This window comes from Streptomyces sp. NBC_00086 (assembly GCF_026343255.1).
Taxonomy (GTDB): Bacteria; Actinomycetota; Actinomycetes; order Streptomycetales; family Streptomycetaceae; genus Streptomyces.
Genome location: NZ_JAPELZ010000001.1, coordinates 2,616,025 through 2,641,975 on the forward strand (window position 1 = coordinate 2,616,025; position 25,951 = coordinate 2,641,975).

22 protein-coding genes are annotated in these 25,951 nt (G+C 73.4%); 6 read left to right on the forward strand and 16 right to left on the reverse strand.

Annotated elements, in window-relative coordinates; genetic code table 11:
* Positions 1-4 precede the first annotated feature (4 nt).
* The 4 genes from OG276_RS11430 to OG276_RS11445 are packed head-to-tail and all read right to left on the reverse strand — an operon-like array spanning position 5 to position 4,608.
* Positions 5-667: an ATP/GTP-binding protein gene (locus OG276_RS11430; protein ID WP_266904531.1), complete on the reverse strand. Its 663-nt coding sequence runs from the start codon at positions 665-667 to the stop codon at positions 5-7.
* Complete coding sequence (locus OG276_RS11435; RefSeq protein WP_266904533.1) at positions 648-1,037, reverse strand: DUF742 domain-containing protein; 390 nt, start codon at positions 1,035-1,037, stop codon at positions 648-650. Before OG276_RS11435 ends, OG276_RS11430 begins: the two co-directional genes overlap by 20 nt.
* On the reverse strand, positions 1,034-1,534 hold the full coding sequence (locus OG276_RS11440; RefSeq protein ID WP_266904535.1) for a roadblock/LC7 domain-containing protein: 501 nt from the start codon (positions 1,532-1,534) through the stop codon (positions 1,034-1,036). Before OG276_RS11440 ends, OG276_RS11435 begins: the two co-directional genes overlap by 4 nt.
* Positions 1,531-4,608 (reverse strand): nitrate- and nitrite sensing domain-containing protein, encoded by a 3,078-nt coding sequence (locus OG276_RS11445; protein ID WP_266904537.1) that lies wholly within the window; start codon positions 4,606-4,608, stop codon positions 1,531-1,533. Before OG276_RS11445 ends, OG276_RS11440 begins: the two co-directional genes overlap by 4 nt.
* Before the next feature lie 416 nt (positions 4,609-5,024).
* On the opposite strand from OG276_RS11445, the gene OG276_RS11450 reads away from it, so the two are divergent.
* Complete coding sequence (locus OG276_RS11450) at positions 5,025-5,798, forward strand: protein phosphatase 2C domain-containing protein (protein WP_266904539.1); 774 nt, start codon at positions 5,025-5,027, stop codon at positions 5,796-5,798.
* Positions 5,799-5,837: 39 nt separating this feature from the next.
* Here OG276_RS11450 and OG276_RS11455 read toward each other — a convergent pair whose 3' ends face one another.
* The 11 genes from OG276_RS11455 to OG276_RS11505 all read right to left on the reverse strand — a co-directional run bounded on the left by OG276_RS11455 (position 5,838) and on the right by OG276_RS11505 (position 18,718).
* Positions 5,838-6,278, reverse strand: coding sequence for a MarR family winged helix-turn-helix transcriptional regulator (locus OG276_RS11455; RefSeq protein ID WP_243336175.1), 441 nt, complete (start codon positions 6,276-6,278; stop codon positions 5,838-5,840).
* A gap of 111 nt (positions 6,279-6,389) precedes the next feature.
* Entirely contained in the window at positions 6,390-8,786 is a 2,397-nt protein-coding gene (lon, locus tag OG276_RS11460; protein WP_266904541.1) for an endopeptidase La, read from the reverse strand.
* A 101-nt stretch (positions 8,787-8,887) separates the two neighbouring features.
* Positions 8,888-10,096: an ABC transporter permease gene (locus tag OG276_RS11465; protein ID WP_266912713.1), complete on the reverse strand. Its 1,209-nt coding sequence runs from the start codon at positions 10,094-10,096 to the stop codon at positions 8,888-8,890.
* A gap of 62 nt (positions 10,097-10,158) precedes the next feature.
* Positions 10,159-10,923, reverse strand: coding sequence for an ABC transporter ATP-binding protein (locus tag OG276_RS11470; RefSeq protein ID WP_266904543.1), 765 nt, complete (start codon positions 10,921-10,923; stop codon positions 10,159-10,161).
* On the reverse strand, positions 10,920-12,464 hold the full coding sequence (locus OG276_RS11475; RefSeq protein ID WP_266904545.1) for a peptidoglycan-binding domain-containing protein: 1,545 nt from the start codon (positions 12,462-12,464) through the stop codon (positions 10,920-10,922). Before OG276_RS11475 ends, OG276_RS11470 begins: the two co-directional genes overlap by 4 nt.
* On the reverse strand, positions 12,461-12,922 hold the full coding sequence (locus OG276_RS11480) for a hypothetical protein (protein ID WP_266904547.1): 462 nt from the start codon (positions 12,920-12,922) through the stop codon (positions 12,461-12,463). The genes OG276_RS11475 and OG276_RS11480 overlap by 4 nt, the downstream gene beginning before the upstream one ends.
* On the reverse strand, positions 12,922-13,827 hold the full coding sequence (locus OG276_RS11485) for a hypothetical protein (RefSeq protein WP_266904549.1): 906 nt from the start codon (positions 13,825-13,827) through the stop codon (positions 12,922-12,924). The genes OG276_RS11480 and OG276_RS11485 overlap by 1 nt, the downstream gene beginning before the upstream one ends.
* Before the next feature lie 144 nt (positions 13,828-13,971).
* The gene (locus tag OG276_RS11490) at positions 13,972-14,346 is read right to left on the reverse strand and encodes a hypothetical protein (protein ID WP_266904551.1); all 375 of its coding nucleotides are present in this window, start codon (positions 14,344-14,346) and stop codon (positions 13,972-13,974) included.
* A 427-nt stretch (positions 14,347-14,773) separates the two neighbouring features.
* Positions 14,774-15,571 (reverse strand): DUF4097 family beta strand repeat-containing protein, encoded by a 798-nt coding sequence (locus OG276_RS11495; protein WP_266904553.1) that lies wholly within the window; start codon positions 15,569-15,571, stop codon positions 14,774-14,776.
* 353 nt (positions 15,572-15,924) lie between these two features.
* Positions 15,925-16,788: a sulfurtransferase gene (locus OG276_RS11500; protein WP_266904555.1), complete on the reverse strand. Its 864-nt coding sequence runs from the start codon at positions 16,786-16,788 to the stop codon at positions 15,925-15,927.
* Positions 16,789-17,350: 562 nt separating this feature from the next.
* Complete coding sequence (locus OG276_RS11505) at positions 17,351-18,718, reverse strand: hypothetical protein (protein ID WP_266904557.1); 1,368 nt, start codon at positions 18,716-18,718, stop codon at positions 17,351-17,353.
* 185 nt (positions 18,719-18,903) lie between these two features.
* Here OG276_RS11505 and OG276_RS11510 point away from each other — a divergent pair, with 185 nt between their 5' ends.
* Entirely contained in the window at positions 18,904-19,539 is a 636-nt protein-coding gene (locus OG276_RS11510) for a hypothetical protein (protein ID WP_266904559.1), read from the forward strand.
* 124 nt (positions 19,540-19,663) lie between these two features.
* On the opposite strand, the gene OG276_RS11515 is transcribed toward OG276_RS11510, so the two are convergent.
* Positions 19,664-20,320: a TetR/AcrR family transcriptional regulator gene (locus OG276_RS11515; protein WP_266904561.1), complete on the reverse strand. Its 657-nt coding sequence runs from the start codon at positions 20,318-20,320 to the stop codon at positions 19,664-19,666.
* Positions 20,321-20,468: 148 nt separating this feature from the next.
* Here OG276_RS11515 and OG276_RS11520 point away from each other — a divergent pair, with 148 nt between their 5' ends.
* The 4 genes from OG276_RS11520 (at position 20,469) to OG276_RS11535 (ending at position 25,913) form a co-directional block, all read left to right on the forward strand.
* Positions 20,469-21,860, forward strand: a complete 1,392-nt coding sequence (locus OG276_RS11520) for an MFS transporter (RefSeq protein WP_266904563.1) — start codon at positions 20,469-20,471, stop codon at positions 21,858-21,860.
* A gap of 158 nt (positions 21,861-22,018) precedes the next feature.
* Positions 22,019-23,821: a glycoside hydrolase family 3 protein gene (locus tag OG276_RS11525; protein WP_266904565.1), complete on the forward strand. Its 1,803-nt coding sequence runs from the start codon at positions 22,019-22,021 to the stop codon at positions 23,819-23,821.
* Positions 23,822-24,078: 257 nt separating this feature from the next.
* Entirely contained in the window at positions 24,079-24,822 is a 744-nt protein-coding gene (locus OG276_RS11530; RefSeq protein ID WP_266904567.1) for a response regulator transcription factor, read from the forward strand.
* A gap of 35 nt (positions 24,823-24,857) precedes the next feature.
* The gene (locus OG276_RS11535) at positions 24,858-25,913 is read left to right on the forward strand and encodes an ATP-binding protein (RefSeq protein WP_266912715.1); all 1,056 of its coding nucleotides are present in this window, start codon (positions 24,858-24,860) and stop codon (positions 25,911-25,913) included.
* The last annotated feature ends 38 nt before the right edge of the window (positions 25,914-25,951 follow it).

Consider the following 25,951-nt stretch of genomic DNA (forward strand, 5'->3'; position numbering starts at 1 on the left):
TTCTCTATTCGGGGGTCGAGTCGAGGGCGTGGCCCACGAGGGTCATCAGGGATTCCAGTACCGTGACCCGGCGCCGCGCGTCCATGATCACGACGGGTACGCGCGCCGGTATGGTCAGCGCCTCCCGCACGTCCTCCGGTTCGTACGAAGGCGTGCCCTCGAAGTGGTTGACGGCCACGGCGTACGGCAGTCCGCAGCTTTCGAAGTAGTCGAGCGCCGGGAAGCAGTCGCGCAGCCGCCGCGTGTCCGCGAGGACGATCCCGCCGACGGCGCCGCGCACCAGGTCGTCCCACATGAACCAGAAGCGCTCCTGGCCCGGGGTCCCGTAGACGTACAGGACGAGGTCGTCGTCGAGCGTGACGCGGCCGAAGTCCATGGCGACGGTGGTGGTGTGCTTGTCCGGGGTACCGGACAGGTCGTCGGTCGGAGCGGCGGCCTCGGTCATCACCGCCTCGGTGCGCAGCGGCCGGATCTCGGAGACGGAACCGACGAAGGTGGTCTTGCCCACCCCGAAACCGCCCGCCACCAGCACCTTCACGGCCACGGGCGCGCGCGAGCGGTCGTACTGCCAGGGCTGTACGGACTCGTCCGGGTCCGGGGCCGCCGCCGGCGCGTGCGGGTCCGTGTTCGGGGAGAAGAGGCCGGTTTCAGAGACGGCGGAGCCCACTGAGCACCCTTTCGAGCAGAGCGCGGTCGGGACGGCCGCTGCCGTGCCCGGTCCCGTAGACGCGGATCCGGCCCTGGTCGGCGAGGTCGCTGACCAGGACGCGGACCACGCCGAGCGGCAGCTTCAGCAGCGCGGCGATCTCGGCGATCGTGCGCATGCGGCGGCAGACCTCGACGATCGCCGGCATCTCCGGCATCCGGTCGGCCTTCTGCGGCTCGGACACCTTGGTGTCGAGGGCCGCGACGAAGGTCTCGACGTGCAGGATCTGCGTGAAGCGGGTCCGGCCGCCGGTAAGCGAGTACGGGCGGACGCGGGCGGGACGGCGGTCGGCGCCGCGTATCGGCAGCCGGTCGGAGGCCGGGCTCCTCACGAGGTGTTCTCCATCGACTGGCGCAGCTCACTGCGGACTTCGGGGGTCAGGACGTGGCCGGCGCGGCCCACGAACAAGGCCATGTGGTACGCGACGACGCTCATGTCGCAGTCGGGCGTGGCGTGTACGCCGAGGAGCGAGCCGTCGCTGATGGACATGATGAACACGGAACCGTGCTCCATGGCCACCATCGTCTGCTTGACCGAGCCGCCGTCCATCAGGGCGGCGGCGCCCGTGGTGAGCGAGCCGAGGCCGGAGACGATGGTCGCCAGATCGGCGGAGGCGCCGCGGGGGCCGCTGGGGCGGGAGGGTTCGGGGGGTCCGGAGGGTGCGTCCGGCGTATCGGGTGCCACCGGATCGGAGGACAGCAGGAGGAGCCCGTCCGAGGACACGACGGCCACCGAGTTGACCCCGGGGACCTCCTCGACGAGGTCGGTCAGCAGCCACTGAAGGTTGCGTGCCTGGGTGCTCAGTCCGTACGTACTGGACGCGTTCATGTGCGTGCCTCCTGTGCGGTGTCCCCCCGGTCGGTCTGCCCCTGGTCCTGCGGCGGGCCCTGTCGGGGGTCCTGCGGCGCGTCCTGCCCGGGGGCCTGCCCGAGCTCGGCCTCCACCACGCGGCGCCCGTCCTGGGCACCCCGGTAGAACCCGCCGAGGCGGCGGCGCAGCTCGTCGGCGTCCACCCGGCCCGGCGCCGGGCGCACCTCTTCACCGCGTCCGGCGGCCACCACGCGCGGGCTCCGCTTGGGCAGCCCCTTGTCGGTGAGGACCTCATCCGGTCCGGTCCCGTCCGGGGCCCGGTCCCCGGCGGGCGCCTCAGCCTGCGGCGGTACGCGGAACACCTGCTCGGCGGGTACGTCCGCGGGCGCCCCGGCGGCTGCGGCCGGGGCCTGGGCCTGGGCCTGGGCCTGGGCCTGCGGCGTCACGCGGAACACCTGCTCGGCGGGCACCTCGGCCGGTGCCGGGACCCGGAACACCTGCTCCGTGGGCGGCAGCTGCCCGGCCGGAGGCGCGAACGCCGCCGGAGCGGGCTCCGGGGCCACCCGGGCGGGCGGCTCCGCGGCGGCGCCCCGCGCGGTCTCGTGCGCGGGCTCCGGCTCGGGGAAGGCGGCGGGGGCCGGGGCGACGGCCGGCTCCGCGGCGGCGGCTTCGGGTGCGGCCGGGGCCGGCTCCGCCGGGAACTCCGCCTCCAGGTACGGCTCCGGGGACGGCTCCGCCGAGAACTCCGGCTCCGGGTACGGCTCCGGGGACGGCTCCGCCGGGAACTCCGCCTCCAGGTACGGCTCCGCCGAAAGCTCCGGCTCCAGGTAAGGCTCCGGGGCCCCCTCAAAGGCGGGCTCCGGCAGGGCCGGCGCCGCCGGGGTCCCGGGCATGGCGGCGCCAGGGCCCCGTACCCGCGAGGGAAGGGTGTTCTCGTTGGCCTCCGCGATCACCCCGGGCAGGTGCAGCGCGGGTGCGCCCGGTGCGCCCAGGGTGTGGACCGGCGAGGCCGGCGGGGTGGCGGGCAGCAGCGCGGCCGGTACGACGACCAGGGCCTCCGTACCGCCGTGCCGCTGGGTGCGCAGCTCGGCGCTGACCCCGTGCCGGGCCGCGAGCCGCCCGGCCACGTACAGGCCGAGGCCCAGGCCGTGTTCGGACTCGGGCTCCTCGTCGTACGCGTCCGGCGTGGCCAGCCGCTCGTTGAGCGTGGCCAGCCGGTCCCCGGTGATCCCGATGCCCTCGTCGATGACGGACAGCACCACGTCGCCGGATTCCAGCAGCCATCCGGACACCTTCACCTTGGCGTCCGGCGGCGAGAAGGTCGTCGCGTTCTCCAGCAGCTCGGCCAGGACGTGCGAGATGTCGTCGGCGGCGTGCCCGGCGACCTGCGTGTACGAGGGCAGCACCCCGAGGTCGACGCGCTCGTAGCGCTCGATCTCGCTGACCGCCGCCCGCATGACGTCGACCAGCGGCACCGGCAGGCCCTGGCCGTGGCCGTGTTCCTGGCCGGCGAGGACGAGCAGGTTCTCGTTGTGGCGGCGCATCACGGTCGCCAGGTGGTCGAGCTTGAAGAGGGTGGAGAGGCGGTCCGGGTCCGGCTCCTCGGACTCCAGCTCCTCGATGACGGCGAGCTGGCGCTCGACGAGACCCAGGGTCCGCAGGGACAGCGAGACGGAGGTGGTCGACATGATGCGGCGGTGCTCTTCCAGCCCCGCCCGCAGCTGCGCGAGCTCTGCCTCCAGCGTCTCCCGGCCGGCCGAGAGCGCCTCGTTGCGGCCGATGAGGCGGCGCCGGTCGGCGTCGAGTCCGGCGATGCGGGTGTGCAGGGAGACCGTCTGGTCGCGCACCGCGTTGAGGTGGCGCACCACCTCGGCGAACTCGTCGTTGCGGCCCGTGAACCGGACCGGTTCCACCGAGCCCTCGGGCGTCGCCAGCCGCGCCGCGCCGCGCCGCAGGACCGACAGCGGGCGGGTCAGGGAGCGTGCGATGGCGGTGGAGATGCCGAGGGTGAGGAGGAACAGCACGCCGAGGAAGGCGAGCTTGACCTCCAGCGCGGTCACGTCGTCGTCGCGCAGCGCGGCGAGCGCGGTGGCGCGCTGGCCGGCGAGGGTGGCCTCGACCGAGCGCATCCGGTCGACGCGGGCGGTGAGGGCCGGTCCGACGGTGGCGGGTTCGAGCTTGCGGTCGGCGGAGGAGAGGGTCGGCCGGTCGGTGAGCCGCGTGAGGTAGTCGTCGGCCGTCTTGACCTCGGGTCCGGTGACGGTGGCGGCGAGGCTCTGGCGTACGTCGGGGCGGGCTGCCCGCGCGAAATCGTCGAGCGCGCCCTGCTCCCGTACGCGCGCCCGCTGGGCGGCGGCGGCGAGTTCGTCGACCTCGGCGGCGCCCGGCTGTCGGCCGCCACCGGGCACGGACAGTGCGGCGAGCAGCAGTCCGCGGGTGGCGGAGGCCTGCTCCACTGCCTGGCCGAGGGGGCCCAGCGGGCGGGTGGTGACGAGGGCGTCCGCGGCGCGCGGCGGGGTCAGCTCGGCGAGCCGGCCGCTCGGCGCGAGGACTTCGGCGATGACGCGGGAGTAGGCCTGATGGGCGGTGAGGGCGCTGTCCTTGCCCTCGATGGACTCGGTGCGGACGGCGCCGACCCGGCCGAGTGCCTGGGCGAGCTCCTCGTCGGCTTCGGCCCGGACCTCGGCGAGCTGGCGGTCGGTGCCCGCGGCGCGCTCCTGGACCGCGGCGGCCTGCGTGCCCTTGGCGCCGCCGGGGCGGCCCTCGGCCACGTACGCGGTGACGGCGTCGCGCTCGTCTCCGAGCAGGTGGGCGAGGGTGAGGGTCTGCCGGCTCCGGTCGGCGAGGGTGACCAGTTCCTGGGAGTCCTTCAGGTCCGCGGAGGCGGACAGGACGGCGGGCGCTCCCGCCGCGAGGACGGCGAGCCCGGCCACGGCGACCCCGATGACCAGCCTTCGGCGCACACGGACGCGGCGCCCTGCGGGAGCGGTCGCGGCGACCGGGCCCTCGGGGGCTCGTCGGTCGGGTGCGGTGCCGTCGGGTGCGGTGCCGTTCGCGACGGTGCCGTTCTTCCGAGGCCGCTTCTTCTGCACCGGTGCTCGCAATCCTGTTTACGTGTGCTGCTCGTGCTCGTTGCCTGTTGGGGCCGGGGTGACGGCCGGTCACCGCAGACGGTTGCCCGCCTCCGTTGTACCGCCGCGCCGTACCGCCGCACTGCTTCAGACCCTCGCAGCGAGTTGGGATGAGGGCCGCACATCGCCCGCCCGGCCACACGAAGGAGTGAACAGTACGGAGGAGTTGGCGACCAACTCGGCGATCGGCTGTCAGAGCCCGGCCGTGGACGGGTGGTTGAAAGATCGATGCGGCTTTTGGCAGGATGCCCGCCCACAGGGCGAGGGTCACCCCGCCGACCCCGGGAGTCCCTTCACGCCCCACCCGCCCCACTTTGGTCCGGACCTTCCCCGGCTTCTCCCTCCCCTACGGAGCCCCGCGCGGGCAGAATGTCCGTATGCGCATCGACCTCTCCTCCGCCCCCGGCAATCCGGAACGCCCCAACGAGGACTGGGTGTCGGCCGCGATCCCCGCCTCGGGCGGCGGCGTTCTGGTCGCCCTCGACGGGGTCACCCCGCCTCCGGGCGAGGTCGGATGCGCGCACGGAGTGCCGTGGTTCGCGGCCCGGCTGGGCGGCCGATTGACCGAACTGTCCGGATCGCGCCGGGACATGCCCCTCGACCGGGTCCTTTCGGAGGCCATCCGCGACACCGCGGACGCCCACCGCGACACGTGTGACCTTTCTCACGTCCGGACGCCGCAGGCGACGGTGGTCGTGGTCCGCTGGGACGAGACCTGGGTCGAGCACCTGGTGCTGTCGGACTCCGTGCTCCTCCTCCAGGCGCCCGGCGGCGAGGTGCGCGCCGTGCTCGACGACCGGCTGGACCGGATCCCGCGCGAGCTGCTGCGCACGGAGGCCTCCGCCGACAGGCTGCGCAACGCGGAGGGCGGCTTCTTCACCGCCGCCGCGGATCCGGAGGTGGCGGCCCGGGCGGTGACGGGGCGGACGCCGCGCGCGGGGGTGCGGGCGGTGGCGGCGCTCACGGACGGGGCCGGCCGGTGGACGGACACGTTCGCCGAGGGCGACTGGGCCGCATGCCTGGCCGTGCTGCGCAAGGAGGGCGCGCAGTCCCTGATCGACCGGGTGCGCACGCTGGAATCGGACCCGGGCCGGGCACACCGCCGCGGCAAGCGCCACGACGACGCGTCGGCGGCGTACGCGGAGCTGTAGGGGCGTCCGGCTACGCGCCCCGCCCCGCCCCGGGTGCTGCTACTCGCCGCCCGCGTTCAACTGGTTCAGGAGCCGGGCCAGTTCCGCCACTTCCCCGCGGTCCCAGTCCGCGAGCTTGCGCATGTACTGCTCGCGCCGGGCGCCCCGGACCCGCAGGAAGCGTTCCCGGCCCTCCTCGGTGAGCCCGACCAGGAAGGCCCGCCCGTCCGCCGGGTCCGGCTCGCGGGCCAGCAGGCCCAGTACCTCCAGGGCCCGCAGCTGGCGGCTCATCGTGGCCTTGCCGACCCCGAAGTACGCGGCGAGCTCGGTCGCCCGCTGCCGCCCGGCGGCCTCCAGCCGTACGAGGAGCCCGTACGCCGCCGGTTCCAGCTCCGGGTGCAGCTCGCGCGCCATCTCCCCGGAGGAGGCGCGGGCCCGTCGGAGGAAGACGGACAGCTCCCGCTCCAGGGCAAGGAACTCCTGGTCTTCGGTCCCGTGCAAGGCCCGCTCCTTCGCTGGTGTGTGGCCCACCAGTATTTCGCAGCGGGTGCGCCGGGGACCCGGGGCCCCGCCGGAGCGGGGAGCCCGGGCCCCCGGTGCGCGCCTTTCGGATCAGGCCACGGCGGCCACCGGGACGCTGTCCGCGGCCAGGGCCAGCTCCAGGACCTGGCGTACGTCCGTCACCGGGTGCACCGACAGCCCCGCCAGCACCTCGGCCGGTACGTCGTCCAGGTCGGCCTCGTTGCGCTTCGGGATGATGACGGTGGTCAGCCCGGCCCGGTGCGCGGCCAGCAGCTTCTGCTTGACCCCGCCGATCGGCAGCACCCGCCCGGTCAGCGAGACCTCGCCGGTCATGGCCACGTCCGTGCGGACCTGCCGCCCGGACAGCAGCGAGGCCAGCGCCGTCGTCATCGTGATGCCCGCGCTCGGACCGTCCTTGGGCACCGCGCCCGCCGGGAAGTGGATGTGCACGCCCCGGTCCTTCAGGTCGGCGACCGGGAGTTCCAGCTCGGCGCCGTGCGAGCGCAGGAAGCTGAGCGCGATCTGCGCCGACTCCTTCATCACGTCTCCGAGCTGGCCCGTCAGGGTGAGCCCGGCCGCGCCCGTCTCGGGATCGGCCAGCGAGGCCTCGACGAACAGGACGTCACCGCCCGCCCCGGTCACGGCGAGGCCGGTGGCCACGCCCGGTACCGCGGTGCGCCGCTCGGCCGGGTCCTGCGCGGACTCCGGCACGTGGTGCGGGCGCCCGATGAGCTCCCGCAGGTCGCCGGCGCCGATCCGCAGCGGCAGCTCCCGCTCCCCCAGCTCGTGCTGGGAGGCCACCTTGCGCAACAGCCGGGCGAGGGAACGCTCCAGGGTGCGCACGCCCGCCTCGCGGGTGTACTCCCCCGCCAGCTTGCGCAGCGCGTCCTCCTCCAGGACCACTTCCTCCGCGGCCAGGCCGGCGCGCTCCAGCTGCCGGGGCAGCAGGTGGTCGCGGGCGATGACGACCTTCTCGTCCTCGGTGTAGCCGTCGAGGCAGACCAGTTCCATCCGGTCGGCGAGGGCCTCGGGGATGGCTTCCAGCACGTTCGCGGTGGCGAGGAACACCACGTCGCTCAGGTCCAGTTCCACCTCCAGGTAGTGGTCCCGGAAGGTGTGGTTCTGGGCCGGGTCGAGGACTTCGAGCAGCGCGGCCGCCGGGTCTCCCCGGAAGTCGGAGCCGACCTTGTCGATCTCGTCGAGCAGCACGACCGGGTTCATGGAGCCGGCTTCCTTGATCGCCCGTACGATCCGGCCGGGCAGCGCGCCCACGTACGTACGCCGGTGCCCGCGGATCTCGGCCTCGTCGCGGACCCCGCCGAGGGCCACGCGGACGAACTTGCGCCCCATGGCGTGGGCCACGGACTCCCCGAGGGAGGTCTTTCCGACGCCCGGAGGGCCTACGAGCGCCAGCACGGCCCCGCCCCTGCGGCCGCCGACGACGCCCATCCCGCGCTCGGAGCGGCGCTTGCGCACCGCCAGGTACTCGGTGATCCGGTCCTTCACGTCGCTCAGCCCGGCGTGCTCCGCGTCCAGGACGGCGCGGGCCCCCCGGATGTCGTACTCGTCCTCGGTCCGCTCGTTCCAGGGCAGTTCGAGCACGGTGTCCAGCCAGGTGCGGATCCAGGATCCCTCCGGGGACTGGTCGCTGGAGCGCTCCAGCTTGTCGACCTCCTTGAGGGCGGCCTCCCGTACCTTCTCGGGCAGGTCGGCGGCCTCGACGCGAGCCCGGTAGTCGTCGGACTCCTCGCCCTCCTTCTCCCCGCTGAGCTCGCGCAGTTCCTTGCGCACGGCGTCGAGCTGCCGCTTGAGCAGGAACTCGCGCTGGACCTTGTCGACGCCGTCCTGGACGTCCTTGGCGATGGACTCGGCGACGTCCTGCTCGGCGAGGTGGTCGCTGAGCGCCTTGACGGCGAGCTTCAGCCGGGCGACGGGGTCGGCCGTCTCCAGCAGTTCCACCTTCTGCTCGATGCTCAGGAACGGGGAGTAGCCGGAGTTGTCCGCGAGGGCCCCGACCCCCTCGATCTGCTGCACGCGGTCCACGACCTGCCAGGCCCCGCGCTTCTTGAGCCAGCTCGTGGCGAGCGCCTTGTACTCCTTGACGAGCTCGGCGACGGCCCCGGGCAGCGGATCGGGGACGGCCTCGTCCACCGTCTCGCCCTCGACCCAGAGCGCGGCCCCGGGCCCGGTCGTCCCGGCCCCGATACGGACCCGGCCGCGCCCCCTGATCAGCGCCCCGGGATCCCCGTCGGACAGCCGTCCCACCTGCTCGACGGTCCCGAGCACGCCGGTGGCGGCGTACTTCCCGTCGACCCGGGGCACGAGCAGCACCTTCGGCTTGTCCCCCGCGGCGGCGGCCTGAGCGGCCTCGACGGCACCCCGCACCTCGGCGTCGGACAGGTCCAGCGGAACGACCATCCCGGGCAGCACGACCTCGTCGTCGAGCGGCAGCACGGGCAGGGTGAGCGTTACGGACGTCGAAGCCATGATGTTCCCTCCGGCAGTGAAGTTGAGCTATGCCGACTCAATGCACGCGCGCCCCCCAATGTTCCCCAACACCCGTTCGCCGGGGGCGAACAGGGCTCGGATCACTGCCGCAAGGCCTCCACCGGCTCGATGCGGGCCGCCCTGCGGGCCGGGTAGAGACCCGCGAGCACGCCGGTCAGCAGGCCGATCAGGGGGGCCGACGCGGCGACCGCCGGGTGGACGACCGGGGACCATTCCTTGGCGATGGAGACGGTCACGACCACCAGCACGCCCACGCTCGTCCCCACGAGCCCGCCGAGCGCACCGAGGGCTCCGGACTCGGTGAGGAACTGGAAGGTGACGTGGTGCCGTCTGGCGCCCAGCGCTCGCCGGAGCCCTATCTCGCCCGTCCGCTCCAGTACGGCGACCAGGGTGGTGTTCGCGATGCCGACCGCGCCGATCACCAGGCAGATTCCGGCCAGGGCGAGGAAGAGCTGGGAGAGGTCGTCCCCGACCGACGAGCGCAGGGTCCGGGGATCGGGGGGTGCGAGGGCGCGTACGTACTCGGGGTGGTCGGCCCGCACGGCCACGGGGGCTTCGCGCGCGACCTGCGGGGCGGCGCCGAGCTCCGTGGCGACGAGCATGGCGGCCGTCCCGGCGGCCGGCGACCCCCACAGGGTCTCGGCCGTCGTGCGCGGCACCATCACGGCGAGCAGGAGTTCCGGCCGCCGCTCGGCGTCGGAGACGATGCCCATCACGGTGAACGCCTGGTCCCCGATGAAGACGGCGGGATCGGTGCCGAGGCTGGTGATGCCGAGCCGCTCCGCGACGGTCTGGCCGATGACCACGACGGGCTCACGGCGCTCGCTCAGCCGGCGATCGTAGAGCCGGCCCTGCGCGAGGGTGAGCTGTGCGGCGTCCAGCGCCTCGGGGGACGCGGCGAAGACGGAGGTGTCGGCATGGACCCCGTCGACCAGCGGGGAGCCGGTGACCTGTTGCCCCTTCGGGAGCTTGACCTGCCAGAGCACGCCGCCCGCCCGCACCCCGTTGACCCGCTTGACCAGCTCTTCGGCATCGGGCCCGAACGCCTGCGCGATCGCGGGGTCGTGCTCGGCCGCCGCGTCCTCCAGGGTCACCTCGGTGGCCGTCAGGGCGTTGAAGCGGTCGTCGATCTGGGCCGATGCCGTGGCGGTCAGGCCGAGGACCGACACGAAGGCCCCCACGCCGAGGACGGTGCCGAGCGAGGTCAGAGCGGACCGGGCAGGACGTTGCAGCACCCCGGAGAGCGCCTCGGCGAACAGGTCCCGCCACGCCAGGCGGGAGGTCGGCAGCCCGGCGGTGTCGTCCGGAGCGCTGGAGGTCGTACGGGGTGTACGGGGCGCGCGGCGAAGTCTCACGCGGGCCTCCCGTCCGGCAGGTCCAGGACTCCGCTCCCGGCGCCGCTCCGGGCCGGCCGCGCCTCGTCGGCGGCGGCCGGAGCGAGCACTCCGTCCCGTACGGTGACCGTCCGCGCGCCCTGGGCCGCGACCTCCCTGTCATGGGTGATCACCAGCACCGTCATGCCGTCCTCGTGCAGGGTGGCGAGGAGGTCGAGAACGCGCCGGGAGTTCATCGAGTCGAGATTGCCCGTCGGCTCGTCGCACAGCAGCAGCGACGGGCCGTGCGCGAGGGCCCGCGCGACGGCGACGCGCTGCCTCTCCCCGCCGGACATGCGGGTGGGCAGGGAGTCCAGCCGGTGCCCGAGTCCGACCCTGAGCAACGCCTCACGGGCTCGCTCCCGCCTGTCGCCCCGGGGGACGGCGGTGTTGTAGACCATGCCGAGCATCACGTTCTCCAGGGCCGTGCGGTGGGGCAGGAGGTGGAAGGCCTGGAAGACGAAGCCGATGCGGTGGCCGCGCAGCGCCGTCCGCCGCGCGTCGCCCAGTCCGCCGGTGTCGAGGCCGTCCAGGAAGTAGCTGCCGGTCGTCGGCCGGTCCAGCAGCCCGATCACGTTGAGCAGGGTCGACTTGCCGGACCCGGAGGGGCCGACCACCGTGACGAACTCCCCCCGGCGCACGGTGAGATCGCTCGGATGCAGCGCGGTGACCGGCGGCCGGCCCGGATAGGTCAGCCCGGCCTGCCGGAACTCGATGACGGGGGGTGCGGCACTGTCGGTCACGACGAGGTCGCCTCTCCGTCCCGCTCCGCCGCGCCGCTCGGTGCGGAACGCTCGGTGGTGACCCCCGTGACGACCTGGTCCCCGGGGCGCAGCGCGTCGGCCTGGACCGGGTCGACGGCGACGTATCCGCCGCCGCTCGTCAGTTCGCGTACCTCGACCCGGCGTTGCTCGTTGCCCGCCGTCACCACGGTGACGTGCAGTGTTCCCTGGCGTCCGGCCGTCACCGCGGTCACCGGGACGATCAGCTGCTCGGCTCCGGTGGACGCGGCCTGGACGGTGACCCGTACGTCCTGACCGGACAGGTTCGCCGCGAGCGCGCTGTCGGGGCGCAGGACGATCAGGTACCCCTCGCCGCCGGCCGCCGGTTGCTGCTCGTCGTCCTCGTCGCGCCGGGCCGTGCTGGGGGTGGTGGCCACGGACACGAGGCGGGCCGGCGTCTTCTTCCGGTCGAGTTCGGCGTAGACCTCGGCGGGCTGACCGTCCTTCAGGAGTTCCACCTGGAGGGCGTTGACGTACGCGTGGACGACGAGTTCCCCGGCGGACACCGTCATCACCGACTCGCCCGCGGGGCTGCCGGCGCGCGCGCCGACCGTGTCCACGCGGGCCGGGAATCCGTTCAGGAACACGACCTCGGAGGCCGGGAGTTCCGGTCCGTCCGATGCCTGGGCGTCGGCCAGCTCGCTCTGCGCGATCCGCCGGTCCTCGATGGCCCGGTCCAGCGCACGGCGGGCGGCCTTCACCGCGTTCGCCGCCTGCGTACGGTCCTCGCCGGCGGGAACCTTGCCGAGGGCGTAGTAGGCGTCGCTGAGGGCGGTCTGCGCGTCCTCGACGGCCCGGGCCGCCGCGCGGGTCGCCGCGACCGCGGCCTTGACGTCCGCGCCGGCGTCGTCGGTCGCCGAAGGCGGTTCGTACCCGATGGAGGCGTAGAAGTCCCTCAGCGCCTTCTTCGTACCGGGTCCGAACGCGCCGCGCTCGTCCGACCCCGCCGGGAATCCGAGTTTCCCGAGGGCCTCCTGGAGTTGGCGGACGTCCTGGCCGCGGGCTCCCGGCTTCAGGTCGCGGTAGGCGGGCACCTTGCCCTCCAGGGCGAAGACCGGGCGCCCGGATATCTCCACCAGTACCTGCCCGGGCCGTATCGAGTCGCCCGCCTTCATGGGAACCCGGCTGACCACCGGGGCGCCGCCCTCGCCGCCGGCGCCCGCCTGCGGAGCGATCGTGACCGTCTGCCCCGCCACCACTTTGCCGCGCGTGACCACGTCGGTCGTGAGCACGCGCTTCTCCACGGGCCGGGTGAGCAGGGACTGCCGGGGCGCACCCGCCTCGGCGGCCCGCTGGGCGGGCGACTTGATCCACATGCCCGCCCCCACGCCGGCGGCGGAGAAGAGCGTCGCGGTGGCAACGACACCCATCAGGGCGCGACGGCCCCGGAACGGGGAGCCGCTGCCGTGCCGGCCCTTGTGGGGGAGCTCGCCGATGTCCACGTCGTCGAGGGGGCCGGCCTCCAACGGACCTTCGTCCGGGGCCGGGTGCTCCCTCTTCACTTCCCTGCCCGCTGCTCTGCGGCCGCGAGGCAGGCGAGCTCGGCTTCCTTGTCGATCTCGGAGTCCTTCGGCATCGCGTACGTCCCGGTCCGGGGATCGGGGTCGCCGTACTCCTTGTGCCCCTTCCCCCGCATACAGGTGACGAATTCGGTGAGGAGGGACAGCTCCCACTGCGTGACCGGGACCTGTACGTCCGCCGGGGCGACCGCGCGGCAGGCCCGGTAGGCCTTGCCCAGCCTCGCGGCATCCACACCGTCGTCGGTGCGCGCCTTGCCGTCGATAACCTTGACGCCCTGCCCGTCCATGCAGGTCGTGTACGCCTCGACGCTGCGGGAACCGACCTCGGCGGCGCCGGTCTCGTCCCCCCCGGGCGTGCCCGGGTCGGAGCAGGCGGTCAGCGTCATACCGCCGAGGAGGAGAGCCACCGCAAGGGCGCGCGTTCCCGTCACAGCCTTCATTACGTCCCCTGCATGATGCGTGCGGAACTCTCGACCAATGCCTTCTTGTTGGCGAGAATCTCGGAAAAGTGCTCGGCCTTCTTGTCGACATAGGCCTTCTGGTGGGCCTCCATGGCCGCGTACCAGATGCCCACGGTGTTGTTCTGCTGCTTGCAGGCGACATCGGCGGTGGCCACGGCGATCGCGGCCCGCGTCGCCGCCCCGGACTTCCATTCGGTGTCGTTCGCCGCATCGAGGGGGGTCCGGTAGGAGAAGCCCTTCTCCTTCATGCAGGCGGACCACTTCGTGAACGCCTCGGCCACCCGGCTGTCCTGCTGGACCTTCGCGTAGAGGCTGTAGAACTCGTTGCCGACGGTGAGGGGGTTGACGCCGTGCACGCCGCCCTTCTTCATCTCCTCGTCGACCTCCGCCGCACAGCCGCCTTCGCGCAGCGGCTTGCCGGCCGTGTCCGTGACGCCCTTCGCGGACCCGTTGTACACGGCCCGTTCCGCCGCGGTGGGCTCGTATCCGGGAGTGGTGCCCTTGTCCTTCGCGTCCTTGGCGGAGGGGTCCGCGTACCCGTGGAGCTGCGCCGCTTCGGTGTCGATGATGGTGAAGTACCGTGCGGGATCCGCACCGAGGTTGGGCAGGTCGGCCGTCGTCTGGGCATCGGTCAGCCAGGACATGCCGAATCGCTCCATGCAGCGCCGGGAGAGCACCGCCTGTGCCTGGGTGTAGGCGCGCATCTCCTTCTCGCCGAGGACGTACTGGTTCATGGGCAGAGCGGGGACGTCGGCCGGACGCATCACCTTCGGGACCTGGCCGAGCGGCGGTTCCTCGTCCCCTCCGCCGCTGCCCGAGCATCCGGCGAGAGCGAAAGCACCCGCCATCGCCGTGATGATCACTGTCCCAGTTCGAGTTCTCACCGCACCTCCTTCATGCTGTCCATGTCTGTGACACGGCGGTGAAGCCGGTCGGTTCCGGCTTCACCGCCGTGTCGTTCAGATTCAGACACGGCTACCGGCCGGTGTGCCGCCGGCCGGTCGCCGCTGTCCTGTCGAGCGTGGTGATCACGAGTACAGGGCGGAGGTGACCTCGTCGTTGAGGACCCCGTAGCCGGACAGGTTGACGTAGAAGCCGCTGGAAGCGCCGCCCTGACCCGCGTTCTCGTACACCTTGATGGCGCAGTTGGCGAAGCCCTTGTGCGAGGACGCCTCGTCGTTCCAGCTGCTGCTGAAGCCGGACGTGAAGTCCCAGTCGCCCGTGGTGCCGGTGCAAGAGGTGGTGCCGCCGGCGGTGACCGTGTAGGTGGAGCCGCCGTAGTTGCTGTTCCAGTAGAAGATGCCGATGACGGTCGCGGCGTTGGCGGGTGCTGCCGTCGCCACGGTGCCGCCGACCAGGGCGGCCGTACCGACCACCGCGGCGGCAAGCTTGCGCTTGAACATGAGTTCGAACCTTCCGTTGAGGTACCCCCACGCGAGACGTGCGGGGCTGTGCAGGAAGGGGAGAGGAGCGTCTGGATTCGGCCGGAGTCCCCTCTCCGCCGGGAACAGCTGCCCTCGTGTCGCCTGAGGTGCGCTGGACAGGTGGTACCTAACCAAAGGCGCTCTGCGGTGTCGATGACTTCACGGGACAGCCGACCGGAATCAGTTCATCTAATTACCGAGATACATATTTTCTGCGTTTCGGAATCCGCCCTCCCGGGGCAGTGACGTGGGACCTTCCGCCGCTTCGCACGGCGAAGGCCACCACGGCCGCTCCTCCGAGGAGAGCGTGTCTTTCCGGCCAGATCCACCGGGGCCGCGTCCGGCATTCGGTACCCCGGCCCCGGGTGGCCGGGGCGGCCGGGCGACCGGGTGGCCGGGGCGCGGCTCAGGCCGCCGAGATGGCGATGTCGCCCGACGAGGTCCGTACGGCGAGCCGGGCGGTCGCGGACGGGTCCGCGGGGACGGTGATCTCGCGCTCGCCGGAGGTGGTGGAGATGTCGAGGGCGTACGGGGCCGCGGGAACCTTCACCTTGGCGTCGCCCGAGCTGGTCTTGACGGCGACCGAGGACGGCGTCTTCGCGAAGGCCAGGCGGACGTCGCCGGAGTCGGAACGGGCGTCCGCGTCCGGGCCGGCGAGCTCCTCGGCGGCGATCGAACCCGAGGACGTAGTGACCTTCAGCGGGCCCGCGATCCGGTCCGCCCGAACCGATCCGGAGGAGGTCCTGACGGTGGCGGCGGCCACCCCCGCCACCGTGACGCGACCACTGCTGCTCCCGGCCGTGACCGTGGCGGAGGCCGGCACCTCCAGCCGGTAGTCGACGGAACAGCGGCCGGAGCAATTGCCGTTGGTCAGGGTCAGTACGCCGTCGGAGAGCCGCTGGGCGGGCTCGGGCACGGTGTCGCCGCGGTAATGGACGGTACGGCGGACGGTGACGCCCGGGCCTGAACCGGCGACCACCTCGATGGATCCGCTGCCGGCGTCCGACACGTCGACCGCGGTGACGGCCCCGGCCACCGTGGCATCGGCGCTCGCCGTCTTCTCCGGGCCCCCGCGGGAGACGAGCGTGCCCACGGAGCAGCCCGTCAGCAGGAGTCCCGCGGCGAGGGCCGCGGCGCCGTACCCGGCGGCGGTCGTGAAGGTGACGGTGGCCCTGGTACCGCGCGTACGCGTCTTCGTGGTCATACCGTCGATCGTGCCCGCGCGGTGGCCGCGGGGGCATGGTGCACGTGCCCGGATCCTGGGTGGGGTTAACCCCCCGACGAGCGGGGCGGCCTGGGGGGCGTCCGCACAGTAGCGCCGTGCGCGTCGCGAGGCGGGCGGGACTTTGCGGACACGCCCTGGGTGTCTTGCCGATCAGCCCGGATCAGGGAGCGGTGTCTGACGCGCGCGATCGCAAGGCGGACGAGGGAGTCGACGCGACTGGAGCCCCCCCTGCTCGAACGAAGCCGAGAGCGTGGGGAAGTCGGCGAGTGACGACAACACGGCGAGCCTACGCGGCAGGCGCCGCGAGCCCGGCCTGATCGGCAAGACGCCCCCTAGCTCCCCCGCACGACCGGCCTGTCCGGGGACGGCATGCCCCACTCACTCCAAGAGCCGTCGTACACCGCGAGGTTCTCGTACCCGGCGAGGTCCGCGCCGAGCGCGAGCACGCAGGCCGTGACCCCGGAGCCGCAGCTGAAGTACAGCCGCTCCCGCTCCCCCGCTGCCGCCCCGAAGGCCGCGCGGAGTTCGGCGGCGGGGCGCATCAGCCCATCGGGGCGCTGCAGTTCCCCGAAGGGGAGGCTGACCGCGCCCGGCATGTGGCCCCCGCGCAGGCCCGGGCGGGGTTCGGGGGCGGTTCCGGCGAAGCGTTCGCGGGTCCGGGCGTCGAGCACCGCGGCGGCCGGATCGGACAAGGCCGCCGACACGGTGGCCGCGTCGACCACCAGCCCGGCGCGGGGCCGGGCCGCGAAGGAGCCGCGCGGGCCCTCGTACCCCGGCGGGCGCTCCTCCACCGGCCGGCCCGCGGCGACCCAGGCGGGCAGCCCGCCGTCGAGGACGGCGACCCGGTCGAAGCCCATGGCGCGCAGCATCCACCAGGCGCGGGCGCTGGAGTAGATCCCGGCGCCGTCGTACGCGACGACCGTGCCGCCGTCGTCGACACCGAGGGCGCGCATCGCCTCGGCGAAGGCGGCGGGTCCGGGCATGGTGTGCGGGGCGGCGGCGGTGTGGTCGGACAGCGCGCCGTCGAGGTCGAAGGGACGGGCCCCCGGAATCCGCCGGTCCGCGTCGCGGTGCGCCCCGACGGAGGCGTCGAAGACGACGAGCCCGGGTATACCGAGGCGCTCCGCGAGCCAGTCGCCATCAACGAGGGGACCGGGCGGCACGAGGGAGCGGGATCGGGAACGGGCTGTGTCCATACGGCACCTCCGGCAGAAGTCGGCGGGTCACCCGGGCAAGATCGACGACCCGCCGCCCATCCTCCCCTCCCCCACCCCACTTCCTGCGAACGCATCCGCTTCGGGCACGCATTACCCGCCACGGGCCTGCCAGATCCAGCCCCGCCGACGTTCAATGCACCCGCCTTGGGGCGCGTTGCCCGCGGCGGACCTGCCCCATCCAGCCCCGCCGGCCCTTGACGCGCGAGGTCCGGGGCGAAGCCCCGGGTCCTACGAGGCCGACGAACCGCCGCCCATCCCCCGTGCACGTGACCGGCGGGGCTCGGCAAATCCAGCCTCGCCGGCGTTTGAGGCGCGGGGTCCGGGGCGGAGCCTCGGGTCTTTCGGGTCCGGGGCAACCCGGGGAACGGTGGAAGGGCGGGTAGGGGACCCCGCGCAGCGGCTCCGGGGCGCGCCCGCGCCGCCCGGGAAGAACCGGCGCGGCGGTACCGGGAGCCGCGCCGGACGGCCCGGGCTCCGGGCCGGGGGCGTGCGCGACCGGTAGGCGCAGGTCCCGCGGAGCACAGACGCGGCCCGCCGGGAGCTAAGGGCAGCCGCCCGGCCGGGCGAAGAGGGCCACGCGGGCACCACGCACACCCGTCACGGAGCACAGGTCGAAGGAGGAGACGAGCATCTGACGTTTCACCGCCTCCGCCGGGTAGCCGTCCACCGGCTGCCCCACCGGGTCGAGCAGCGCGACCACCCGCTCGACGGCCGGATCCAGCAGGGCCGCCTGGATCTCCTCCGGAGTCCGCTCCACGCCCTGCAGGCTCCGCGAAGCTGCCGGGGTCCGGGACAGCGCGAGGTCGCGGAGGGGTCCGTAGGTCTCCGGCGAGGACAACAGCCATTCGCGCCGCCGCGAGGGCATGAACAGCACCGCGTCGCCCGGGCGTGCGAGTTCCCCGACGGCCGCCGCCACGGCCCGCGCGTCGTCCTTGCGGCTCTCGGGGGTACGCAGCCACGCGGACCAGAACCCGACCGGGACCAGCAGGACCCCGACCAGCGGCCACACCCACCACCCCCGCGCCGTGGCGAGCCGCGCCCCCACGAGCAGGGCGAGGCCGGCGAGGGCGTAGAGGACGTACCGGTCCACGTACCAGGGGTGCACCAGCGAGACCGCGAGCAGCAGCCCGGGCGGCAGCAGCGCCAGCGGCAGGGCGACCCGTACGAGTTCCCGCGCGGCTCCCCGCGCCAGGAGCAGCGAGGCGGCCGCGAGGACCCCGTACGCCGCCCAGTCCTGCCAGCTCGGCCGCCCGAGCCAGCCCAGCTGCTGCTGCGCCTGCCGCGCGCTGACCAGGGCGAGCGGCAACAGGGCGGCCACCACGGCCCCGGCGGCGAGCCGCCAGCCGCGCGAGCGCCACGCGGCGAACGCGTGCGCGGGCAGCGCCAGTACGGCGAACTCGTGCAGCCAGCACCCCAGCACCAGCACCACGGCGTAGGCGACCCAGCACTCGCGCAGCATCAGGTACGTGGCCCAGACGACGGCCGCGGCGACGAACGCGTACGAGCGCCCCTCCTGGGCGTACATCTGCACGGGCGGCAACAGGGCGTACGCGACCCCGGCCAGCAGCGCGACCCGGCCGGACCGGCCCGCCCGGTCGGGGCCGCCGGACTGTCCGGATCCCCCGGGTACGCCCGGCCCGCGCCCCCCGCCACCGTCCGCACCGCGCACCGCACCCGTCAGGTGGTGGGCCACCGCGGCCACGCCGGATGCGGCGAGGGCGGTGGCGGCCACCGAGGGGAGGCGCAGGGACCAGAGGCCGGGGCCGGGGGTGTCGCCCGTCGCCGCGAAGACCGCGTGCATCAGCAGGTAGTAGAGGCCGTGCACGGCGTCGACCTGGCCGAGCAGTTCCCAGAGCTGCCCGAGCGGCCGGTGCGCGACCTGCCACGTGACGGACTCGTCGCGCCACATCGAGCCGCCCCGCGAGAGGCCCCAGAGGCCGAGTGCGAGAGCGGTGAGCGGCGGCAGCCAGCGCCAAGGGGCGAAGCGGCGGATGTCGGCCTCCGGGTGCTATCCGTGCGGGTGGTGCTGACTCCATACTCGGGGTTCGAGCCGGATACCTGCGGGGGTGGGGCGTGCGAGCACGTGGTGGGCGAGTGGGCTGGGCGACGGCGGCCGTGGCGCTGGCGGTGGTGGCGGCCCTGGGCGGGTGCTCCTCCGGAGGGTCGAAGGACGGGGCCTCACCGGCACCGAACACGAGCACGGGCCAGGGCTCCGGCCCCGCCACGAGCACCCCGTCCGGTACGGCGACGGACGCCCCGGGGACGCCGTCTCCCGGTCAGAGCGCCGGCCAGAGCCCGGACCCGGGCACCGGCACGACCGCTCCCGCCCCGCGGCCCGCGCCGAGCACCTCCGCGCCCGCGCCCGCCCCCAGCGTCTCGCCGCCCGGCGCCGGCGAGACGCTCGTCGCGGTCACCCGTAGCGGGGGCATCGCCGGTAAGAACAGCACCTTGATCATCAAGGGTGACGGATCGTTCCTCCGGCTCAACGCGAAGGCCGAGACGGTCGACCGCGACAAGCTCTCGGCGTCCGCCCTCGCGAAGCTGCGCACCGCACTCCAGAAGGCGGACTTTCCCCGCCTGCCGCGGATCTCGATGCCCGAACAGCCGGTCTTCGACTCGTTCACGTACGCCTTCCGGCACGGTGGCTACGAGGTCGCCGCCGACCAGAGCACGCTGCCGCGACCCCTGCAGGGGGTCCTGAGCGCCCTGCCGCCCTTCGAGCCGCGCTGAAAGCACGTCGAACACACCGCATGCAGTGCACGCACCGCACGCACCGCATGCACCGACCGGGCCTGCCGAGCCGATCCGATCCGATCCGATCCGTCCCCCTACCGCCCCGTCCCTTACCGCCCCGTCACAGCCCCGTCCCCGCCGCCGTGATCTCCCGCAGCCGCCGGTCCAGGTACCCGCGCAGCAGGACCGCCATGTCCACGCCCCCGGGGTCCAGCACCCACTGGATCTGGAACCCGTCCATCACCGCGATGATTTCGCGGCCGACGGCCTCGCAGTCCGTGTCCGCCCGTACCTCGCCGCGCTCCACGCCCGCCCGGATCAGGTCGACGCTGTAGCCGAGGACCCGGTCGTAGCGCTGCCGGAAGTAGGCGTGCGCGGGGTGGCCCGGGTTCCCGGACTCGCCGACCAGCGTGTTGTACATCCGTACGAGACCGGGCCGGCGGGCGTTGTCCTCGGCGAGGGCGACCACCGCGGCGAAGTGCGCGGCGACCGAGGGGACCTCCTCGGCGGGCCCGCTGAAGAGCCGCTCGACATCGTGCTGCTCGCTCTGCGCCAGGACGGACAGCAGCAGGTCCTCCTTGCCGCGGAAGTGGTGCAGCAGGCCGCCCTGGGTGATCCCGCAGTCGTTGGCGATCCGGGCGAGCGAGGAGGCGTGGAAGCCCCACTGCGCGAAGTGCTCGACGGCGGTGTCGAGGATCTTCTGCCGACGGGCGTCGCCCACCGCATACCCGCCCCGCGCGGCTGCCTTGGGGGCCGTTCGACCCTTGTCCTGTGCCATGCGGCCCACCCTAAACCCGGCCGTTTCCGGCCATCCTGACGGAGTGATCCAGCTCACCATATGAAAACCTAGTGAGTGCACGGTTTTCGCGCCTACGGTGAAACCGCCCGGTCGGCGACGAGGCCGACGCGGAGACGTTGGAGCCCCCATGCCGCTCACGCAGGACCCCGGACGCGCACTCGACGCCACCGACCGACCCGATCCGGCCACGCCGGCCAACTCCCCGACCAACACCCCGGTCAACGCCCTGGTCAACGCCCCGGCCGCCTTCCCAGCGGATGCACCCACCGGCGCACCGGCGACCCCCGCAGACACCCCGGCGAACGCCCCCGCCAAGCTGATCTTCGGCCTGGTCGCCGCCCAGCTCGGCGTCTGCATCGCCGTCTTCACCCCGATCGTGGTGACCCTCGCCCTGCGCGTGGCCCAGATCGTCCCGGAGGCGGAGCGCGGGGCCGCCCTCGGCAAGGTGCTCTCCGTCGGAGCGCTCCTCGCCCTCGTCGGCAACCCGCTCTTCGGCGCCCTGTCCGACCGCACGACCAGCCGGTTCGGCCGCCGCCGCCCCTGGCTCGTGGGCGGCATGGCGGTCGCCGCCGTCGGGCTGACCGTCGTCGGCCTCGGCTCCAGCGTCACCGCGCTGCTCATCGGCTGGGCCATCGCGCAGCTCGGCTGCAACGCCGCCCTGTGCATGGTCACCGCCTGCATCCCGGACCTGATCCCGGACCACCAGCGCGGCCGCGTCTCCGGCATGGTCGGCATGATGCTGTCCGTCTCGATGGTGGCGGGCAGCTTCCTCGCGCACCTCTTCACGGACAACATGGCGCTGGCCTTCATCGTCCCGGCCGTCGTCGGCGTCCTCGGGGTGTGCGTGCTGGCCGCCGTGATGCCCGACCGGCCGGCCCGCGCCGAGTCCGTGGCCCCGTACGGCTTCAGGGAGTTCCTGCACAGCTTCTGGGTGAATCCGCGCAAGAACCCCGACTACTCGTGGAACTTCGCGAGCAGGTTCCTGGTCTTCATCGGCATCGCTTGCGTGACCAGCTACCAGGTCTACTTCCTGATGGACCGCCTCGGGGTCGCCGAGGGCGAGGTCGCCTCGAAGATGTTCACCACCACCCTGGTCACCGTCGGCGGCGTGGTGGCCGGCTCCCTCGCCGGCGGCTGGCTGTCCGACGCCACCGGCCGCCGCAAGCCCTTCGTGCTCGCCTCCGCCTTCGTCATCGGCATCGGGCTGCTGCTGATCGCCACCGCGGGCACCTTCGGGATGTTCCTCTTCGCCGTGGCCGTCTTCGGCTTCGGCGAGGGCCTCTACCTCGCGGTCGACGTGGCGCTCGCCGCCGCCGTCCTGCCCGACCCGGAGACGGCTGCCAAGGACATGGGCGTGCTGAACATCGCCAACGCCCTCCCGCAGTCACTGGTCCCGATGCTCGCGCCGTTCGTCCTCGCCATCGGCGGAGGGGGCAACTACGGCGCCCTCTTCCTCGTCGGCGGCATCGCGGCGGCCGTCGGCGCCGCCCTCGTCCAGCTGATCCGCTCCGTCAAATGACGGCCCGGCACCCGACCGGACCCGCCGCCGCCCACGCACCCGGCCCCGCGCCCTCTCCCTCGTGCTCGCACTCGCACTCGCCCGCGCCCTCTCCCTCGCCCGATCAGTCGTCCACCCCCGCGACCTCCCGCACGACCGACCTCCTCAGGAGTCCTGCCATGAACGCCACCCCGACGCCCCCGACCACCCCCGCCCACGCCGACCCCGCAGCCCCGCTCCCCTACCGGGACGCCACCCTCCCCGTCGACGACCGCGTCGAGGACCTGCTCTCCCGCATGACCCTGGAGGAGAAGGCCGGCCAGCTCTTCCACTCGATGCTGATGATGAACCCGGACGGAACCCCGGTCACCGAGACCGACGGCTCGATCCTCCCGTTCACCACCCCCGAGCTGATCGAGGGCCGCCACCTCACCCACTTCAACCTCCTCGGCAGCTACGGCGCCCGCGAGATGGCGACGTGGCAGAACGCCGTCCAGGAGATGGCCGCCGGCACCCGCCTCGGCATCCCGGTGACCCTGTCGACCGACCCCCGGCACTCCTTCACCGACAACGTCGGCGCCTCCTTCAACGCCGGCGCCTTCTCCGCCTGGCCCGAGGCCATCGGACTGGCCGCGATAGGCGACCCGGAGCTGGTCTTCGAGTTCGCCGACATCATGCGGCGCGAGTACCTCTCCGTCGGCTTCCGCGTCGCCCTGCACCCGCAGATCGACCTGGCCACGGAGCCGCGCTGGGCCCGCCAGTCGGGCACCTTCGGCTCGGACGCGAAGCTGACGGGCGAGCTCGTCCAGGCCTACGTACGGGGCCTGCAGGGCGAGACGCTCGGCGCGGCCTCGGTCTCCGCGATGGTCAAGCACTTCCCCGGCGGCGGCCCGCAGAAGGACGGCGAGGACCCGCACTTCGCGCACGGCAAGGAGCAGATCTACCCGGGCGGGATGCGCGAGCACCACCTGGAGCCCTTCAAGGCGGCCATCGCGGCCGGCTGCTCGCAGATGATGCCGTACTACGGCCAGCCCATCGGCACCGACTGGGAAGAGGTCGGCTTCGGCTTCAACAAGGGCGTCGTGACCGGCCTGCTCCGCGAGGAGCTCGGCTTCCAGGGCATCGTGTGCACCGACTGGGGCCTGCTCACCGAGTCGACGATCTTCGGCGAGCCGCACCCGGCCCGCGCCTGGGGCCTGGAGCACCTGAGCGTGTCCGAGCGGGCGGCCCGCGCGCTGGAGGCGGGCTCGGACCAGTTCGGCGGCGAGCAGTGCCCCGCGGTCATCGTGGAGATGGTCCGCTCGGGCCGGGTCACCGAGGCCCGGATCGACGCGTCCGTACGCCGGCTGCTGCGCGAGAAGTTCGTCCTCGGCCTCTTCGAGAACCCGTACGTGGACCCGGACGTGGCGGCCGAGACGGTCGGCCGCGCCGACTTCACGGCGGCCGGCGCGGCGGCCCAGCGGCGCTCCCTGACGGTGCTCGCCAACACCGGGAAGACCCTGCCGGTCTCCGGCCGGCCGAAGCTGTACGTCAAGGACGTGGACGCGGAGGTCGCGGCGGCGTACGGGGACGTCGTGTCCGACCCGGCCGAGGCGGACCTGGCGGTGCTGCGGCTGCGCACCCCGCACGAGCCCCGCACCAACATCTTCGAGTCGTTCTTCCACTCGGGTTCGCTGGCCTTCCCCGAGCCGGAGCTCACCGAGATCCTGTCCCTCCTGGACACCGTCCCGACCCTGGTCTGCATCAACCTGGAGCGGGCCGCGGTGATCCCCGAGATCGCGGAGCGGGCGGCGGCGCTGATCGCGGACTACGGGGCTTCGGACGCCGCGCTCCTGGACGTGGCCTTCGGCAGGGCGGCCGCCGGGGGGCGGCTGCCCTTCGAGCTCCCGCGCTCCATGGAGGCGGTGGCGGCCTCCCGCCCGGACGTCCCGAACGACACCGAGAACCCGGTGTTCCCGTACGGCCACGGCCTGACCCTGTAGCCCTGCGGGGCCGTCCCCTACCCGCCCTTCCACCGTTCCCCGGGCCGCCCCGGACCAGTGAAGACCCCGGGGCTCCGCCCCGGACCCCGCGCCTCAAACGCCGTCGAGGCTGGATTTCCCAGCCCGTCGGCGTTTGAATCGCAGGCCCGGGGGCAAGGGCTCGGGCAACGAACCCCGCGCAGCGAACCCGTCATAGCCGGAGCTCGACCGCTCCTCTACGCTGCACCCCTACCACGCGGGATCTTCAGGGGCGGGACATGGAACAGACGCACACCACCACCCACAACGGCGCCGCGGCCACCCCCGGCGCGCAGCGCCGGGTGCTCGTCGTCGAGGACGACCACACCATCGCGGAGGCCATCGCGGCGCGGCTCCGCGCCGAGGGCTTCCAGGTCCAGACGGCGGCGGACGGGCCGGCGGCCGTCGCCGCGGCCGAGAGCTGGCTGCCGGAGCTGCTGGTCCTGGACGTCATGCTGCCGGGCTTCGACGGCCTGGAGGTCTGCCGCCGGGTCCAGGCGCAGCGGCCCGTTCCGGTGCTCATGCTCACGGCCCGGGACGACGAGACCGACATGCTCGTCGGCCTCGGGGTCGGCGCCGACGACTACATGACCAAGCCCTTCTCGATGCGCGAGCTGGCCGCGCGGGTCCACGTACTGCTGCGGCGGGTGGAGCGGGCCACGCTGGCCGCGCACGCCCCGCGCGGGGCCACCCTGCGCCTCGGCGATCTGGAGATCGACCACGCGCAGCGCCGGGTCCGGGTGCACACCGAGGACGTGCACCTGACGCCGACGGAGTTCGACCTGCTGGTGTGCCTGGCCGGGACCCCGCGGGCGGTGCTCTCGCGGGAGCAGCTGCTCGCCGAGGTGTGGGACTGGGCCGACGCGTCCGGGACCCGTACGGTCGACAGCCACATCAAGGCGCTGCGCCGGAAGATCGGCGCCGAGCGGATCCGTACGGTCCACGGCGTCGGGTACGCCCTGGAGACCCCGGCTCAGTCGTGAGCGGCCACCGGCCGCAGGGACAGCGGCCGCCCGGGGTGCTGCGGCCCTTCTCCCCGTTCTCGATCAAGACCAAGCTGGGCACGCTCGTGGTGGTGTCGGTCTTCATCACCACGGGCCTGCTGATGGTGGCGCTGCGCACGGCCACCGAAGTGCGCTTCATCACGGTGTTCTCGGTGATCGCCTCGATGCTGATCACCCAGTTCGTGGCGCACAGCCTGACGGCGCCGCTGGACGACATGACCACCGTGGCCCGGGCGATATCCCACGGGGACTACACCCGCCGGGTGCGCGGGGCGGGCCGCCGCGACGAGTTGGGCGACCTGGCCGCCACCATCAATCTGATGGCGGACGACCTGGAGGCGGTGGACCGGCACCGCAAGGAGCTCGTCGCCAACGTCTCGCACGAGCTGCGCACCCCGATCGCGGCCCTGCGGGCGGTACTGGAGAACGTGGTGGACGGGGTCTCCGCCGCCGACCCGGAGACCATGCGCACGGCCCTGAAGCAGACCGAGCGGCTCGGCCGGCTGGTGGAGACCCTGCTGGACCTCTCCCGCGTGGACAACGGGGTGGTGCCGCTGCGGGCCCGCCGCTTCGAGGTGTGGCCGTACCTGTCGGGGGTGCTGAAGGAGTCGGGCCTGGCGGCCGCCGGCCGGCCGGGGCTGTCCTCCGGCTCGGGCGGGCACACCCGCAACGACGTCCACCTCCACCTGGACGTCTCCCCGCCGGACCTGACGGCGTACGCGGACGCCGAGCGGCTGCACCAGGTGGTGGCGAACCTGATCGACAACGCGGTCAAGCACAGCCCCCCGCACGGCCGGGTCACGGTCCACGCCCGGGCGGGCGACGCGCCCGGGGGCCTGGTGCTCGAAGTGCGGGACGAAGGTCCCGGAATTCCGGAGGCCGAGCGCCACCGGGTCTTCGAGCGGTTCAACCGGGGCAGCGCGAGGGGCGGCGACGGCGGCACGGGCCTGGGCCTGGCCATCGCCCGCTGGGCGGTCGGCCTGCACGGGGGCCACATCGGAGTGGCCGAATCCTCACGGGGCTGCCGGATCCTTGTCACACTTCCGGGCAGCTCGCAGGCGTCCAGTTGACGTAGGGTTCGAGTGGGAAGGACATGATCTCGGCCACA

What these genes read in the sequence shown, in the direction of transcription:
- OG276_RS11440 (WP_266904535.1), bottom strand. Translation starts at nt 1,534, where the DNA reads ATGAACGCGTCCAGTACGTACGGACTGAGCACCCAGGCACGCAACCTT.
- lon (WP_266904541.1), bottom strand. Translation starts at nt 8,786, where the DNA reads ATGGCTTCGACGTCCGTAACGCTCACCCTGCCCGTGCTGCCGCTCGAC.
- OG276_RS11515 (WP_266904561.1), bottom strand. Translation starts at nt 20,320, where the DNA reads ATGGCACAGGACAAGGGTCGAACGGCCCCCAAGGCAGCCGCGCGGGGC.
- OG276_RS11530 (WP_266904567.1), top strand. Translation starts at nt 24,079, where the DNA reads ATGGAACAGACGCACACCACCACCCACAACGGCGCCGCGGCCACCCCC.
- OG276_RS11480 (WP_266904547.1), bottom strand. Translation starts at nt 12,922, where the DNA reads ATGAAGGCTGTGACGGGAACGCGCGCCCTTGCGGTGGCTCTCCTCCTC.
- OG276_RS11490 (WP_266904551.1), bottom strand. Translation starts at nt 14,346, where the DNA reads ATGTTCAAGCGCAAGCTTGCCGCCGCGGTGGTCGGTACGGCCGCCCTG.
- OG276_RS11500 (WP_266904555.1), bottom strand. Translation starts at nt 16,788, where the DNA reads ATGGACACAGCCCGTTCCCGATCCCGCTCCCTCGTGCCGCCCGGTCCC.
- OG276_RS11450 (WP_266904539.1), top strand. Translation starts at nt 5,025, where the DNA reads ATGCGCATCGACCTCTCCTCCGCCCCCGGCAATCCGGAACGCCCCAAC.
- OG276_RS11525 (WP_266904565.1), top strand. Translation starts at nt 22,019, where the DNA reads ATGAACGCCACCCCGACGCCCCCGACCACCCCCGCCCACGCCGACCCC.
- OG276_RS11520 (WP_266904563.1), top strand. Translation starts at nt 20,469, where the DNA reads ATGCCGCTCACGCAGGACCCCGGACGCGCACTCGACGCCACCGACCGA.
- OG276_RS11505 (WP_266904557.1), bottom strand. Translation starts at nt 18,718, where the DNA reads ATGTGGCGCGACGAGTCCGTCACGTGGCAGGTCGCGCACCGGCCGCTC.
- OG276_RS11495 (WP_266904553.1), bottom strand. Translation starts at nt 15,571, where the DNA reads ATGACCACGAAGACGCGTACGCGCGGTACCAGGGCCACCGTCACCTTC.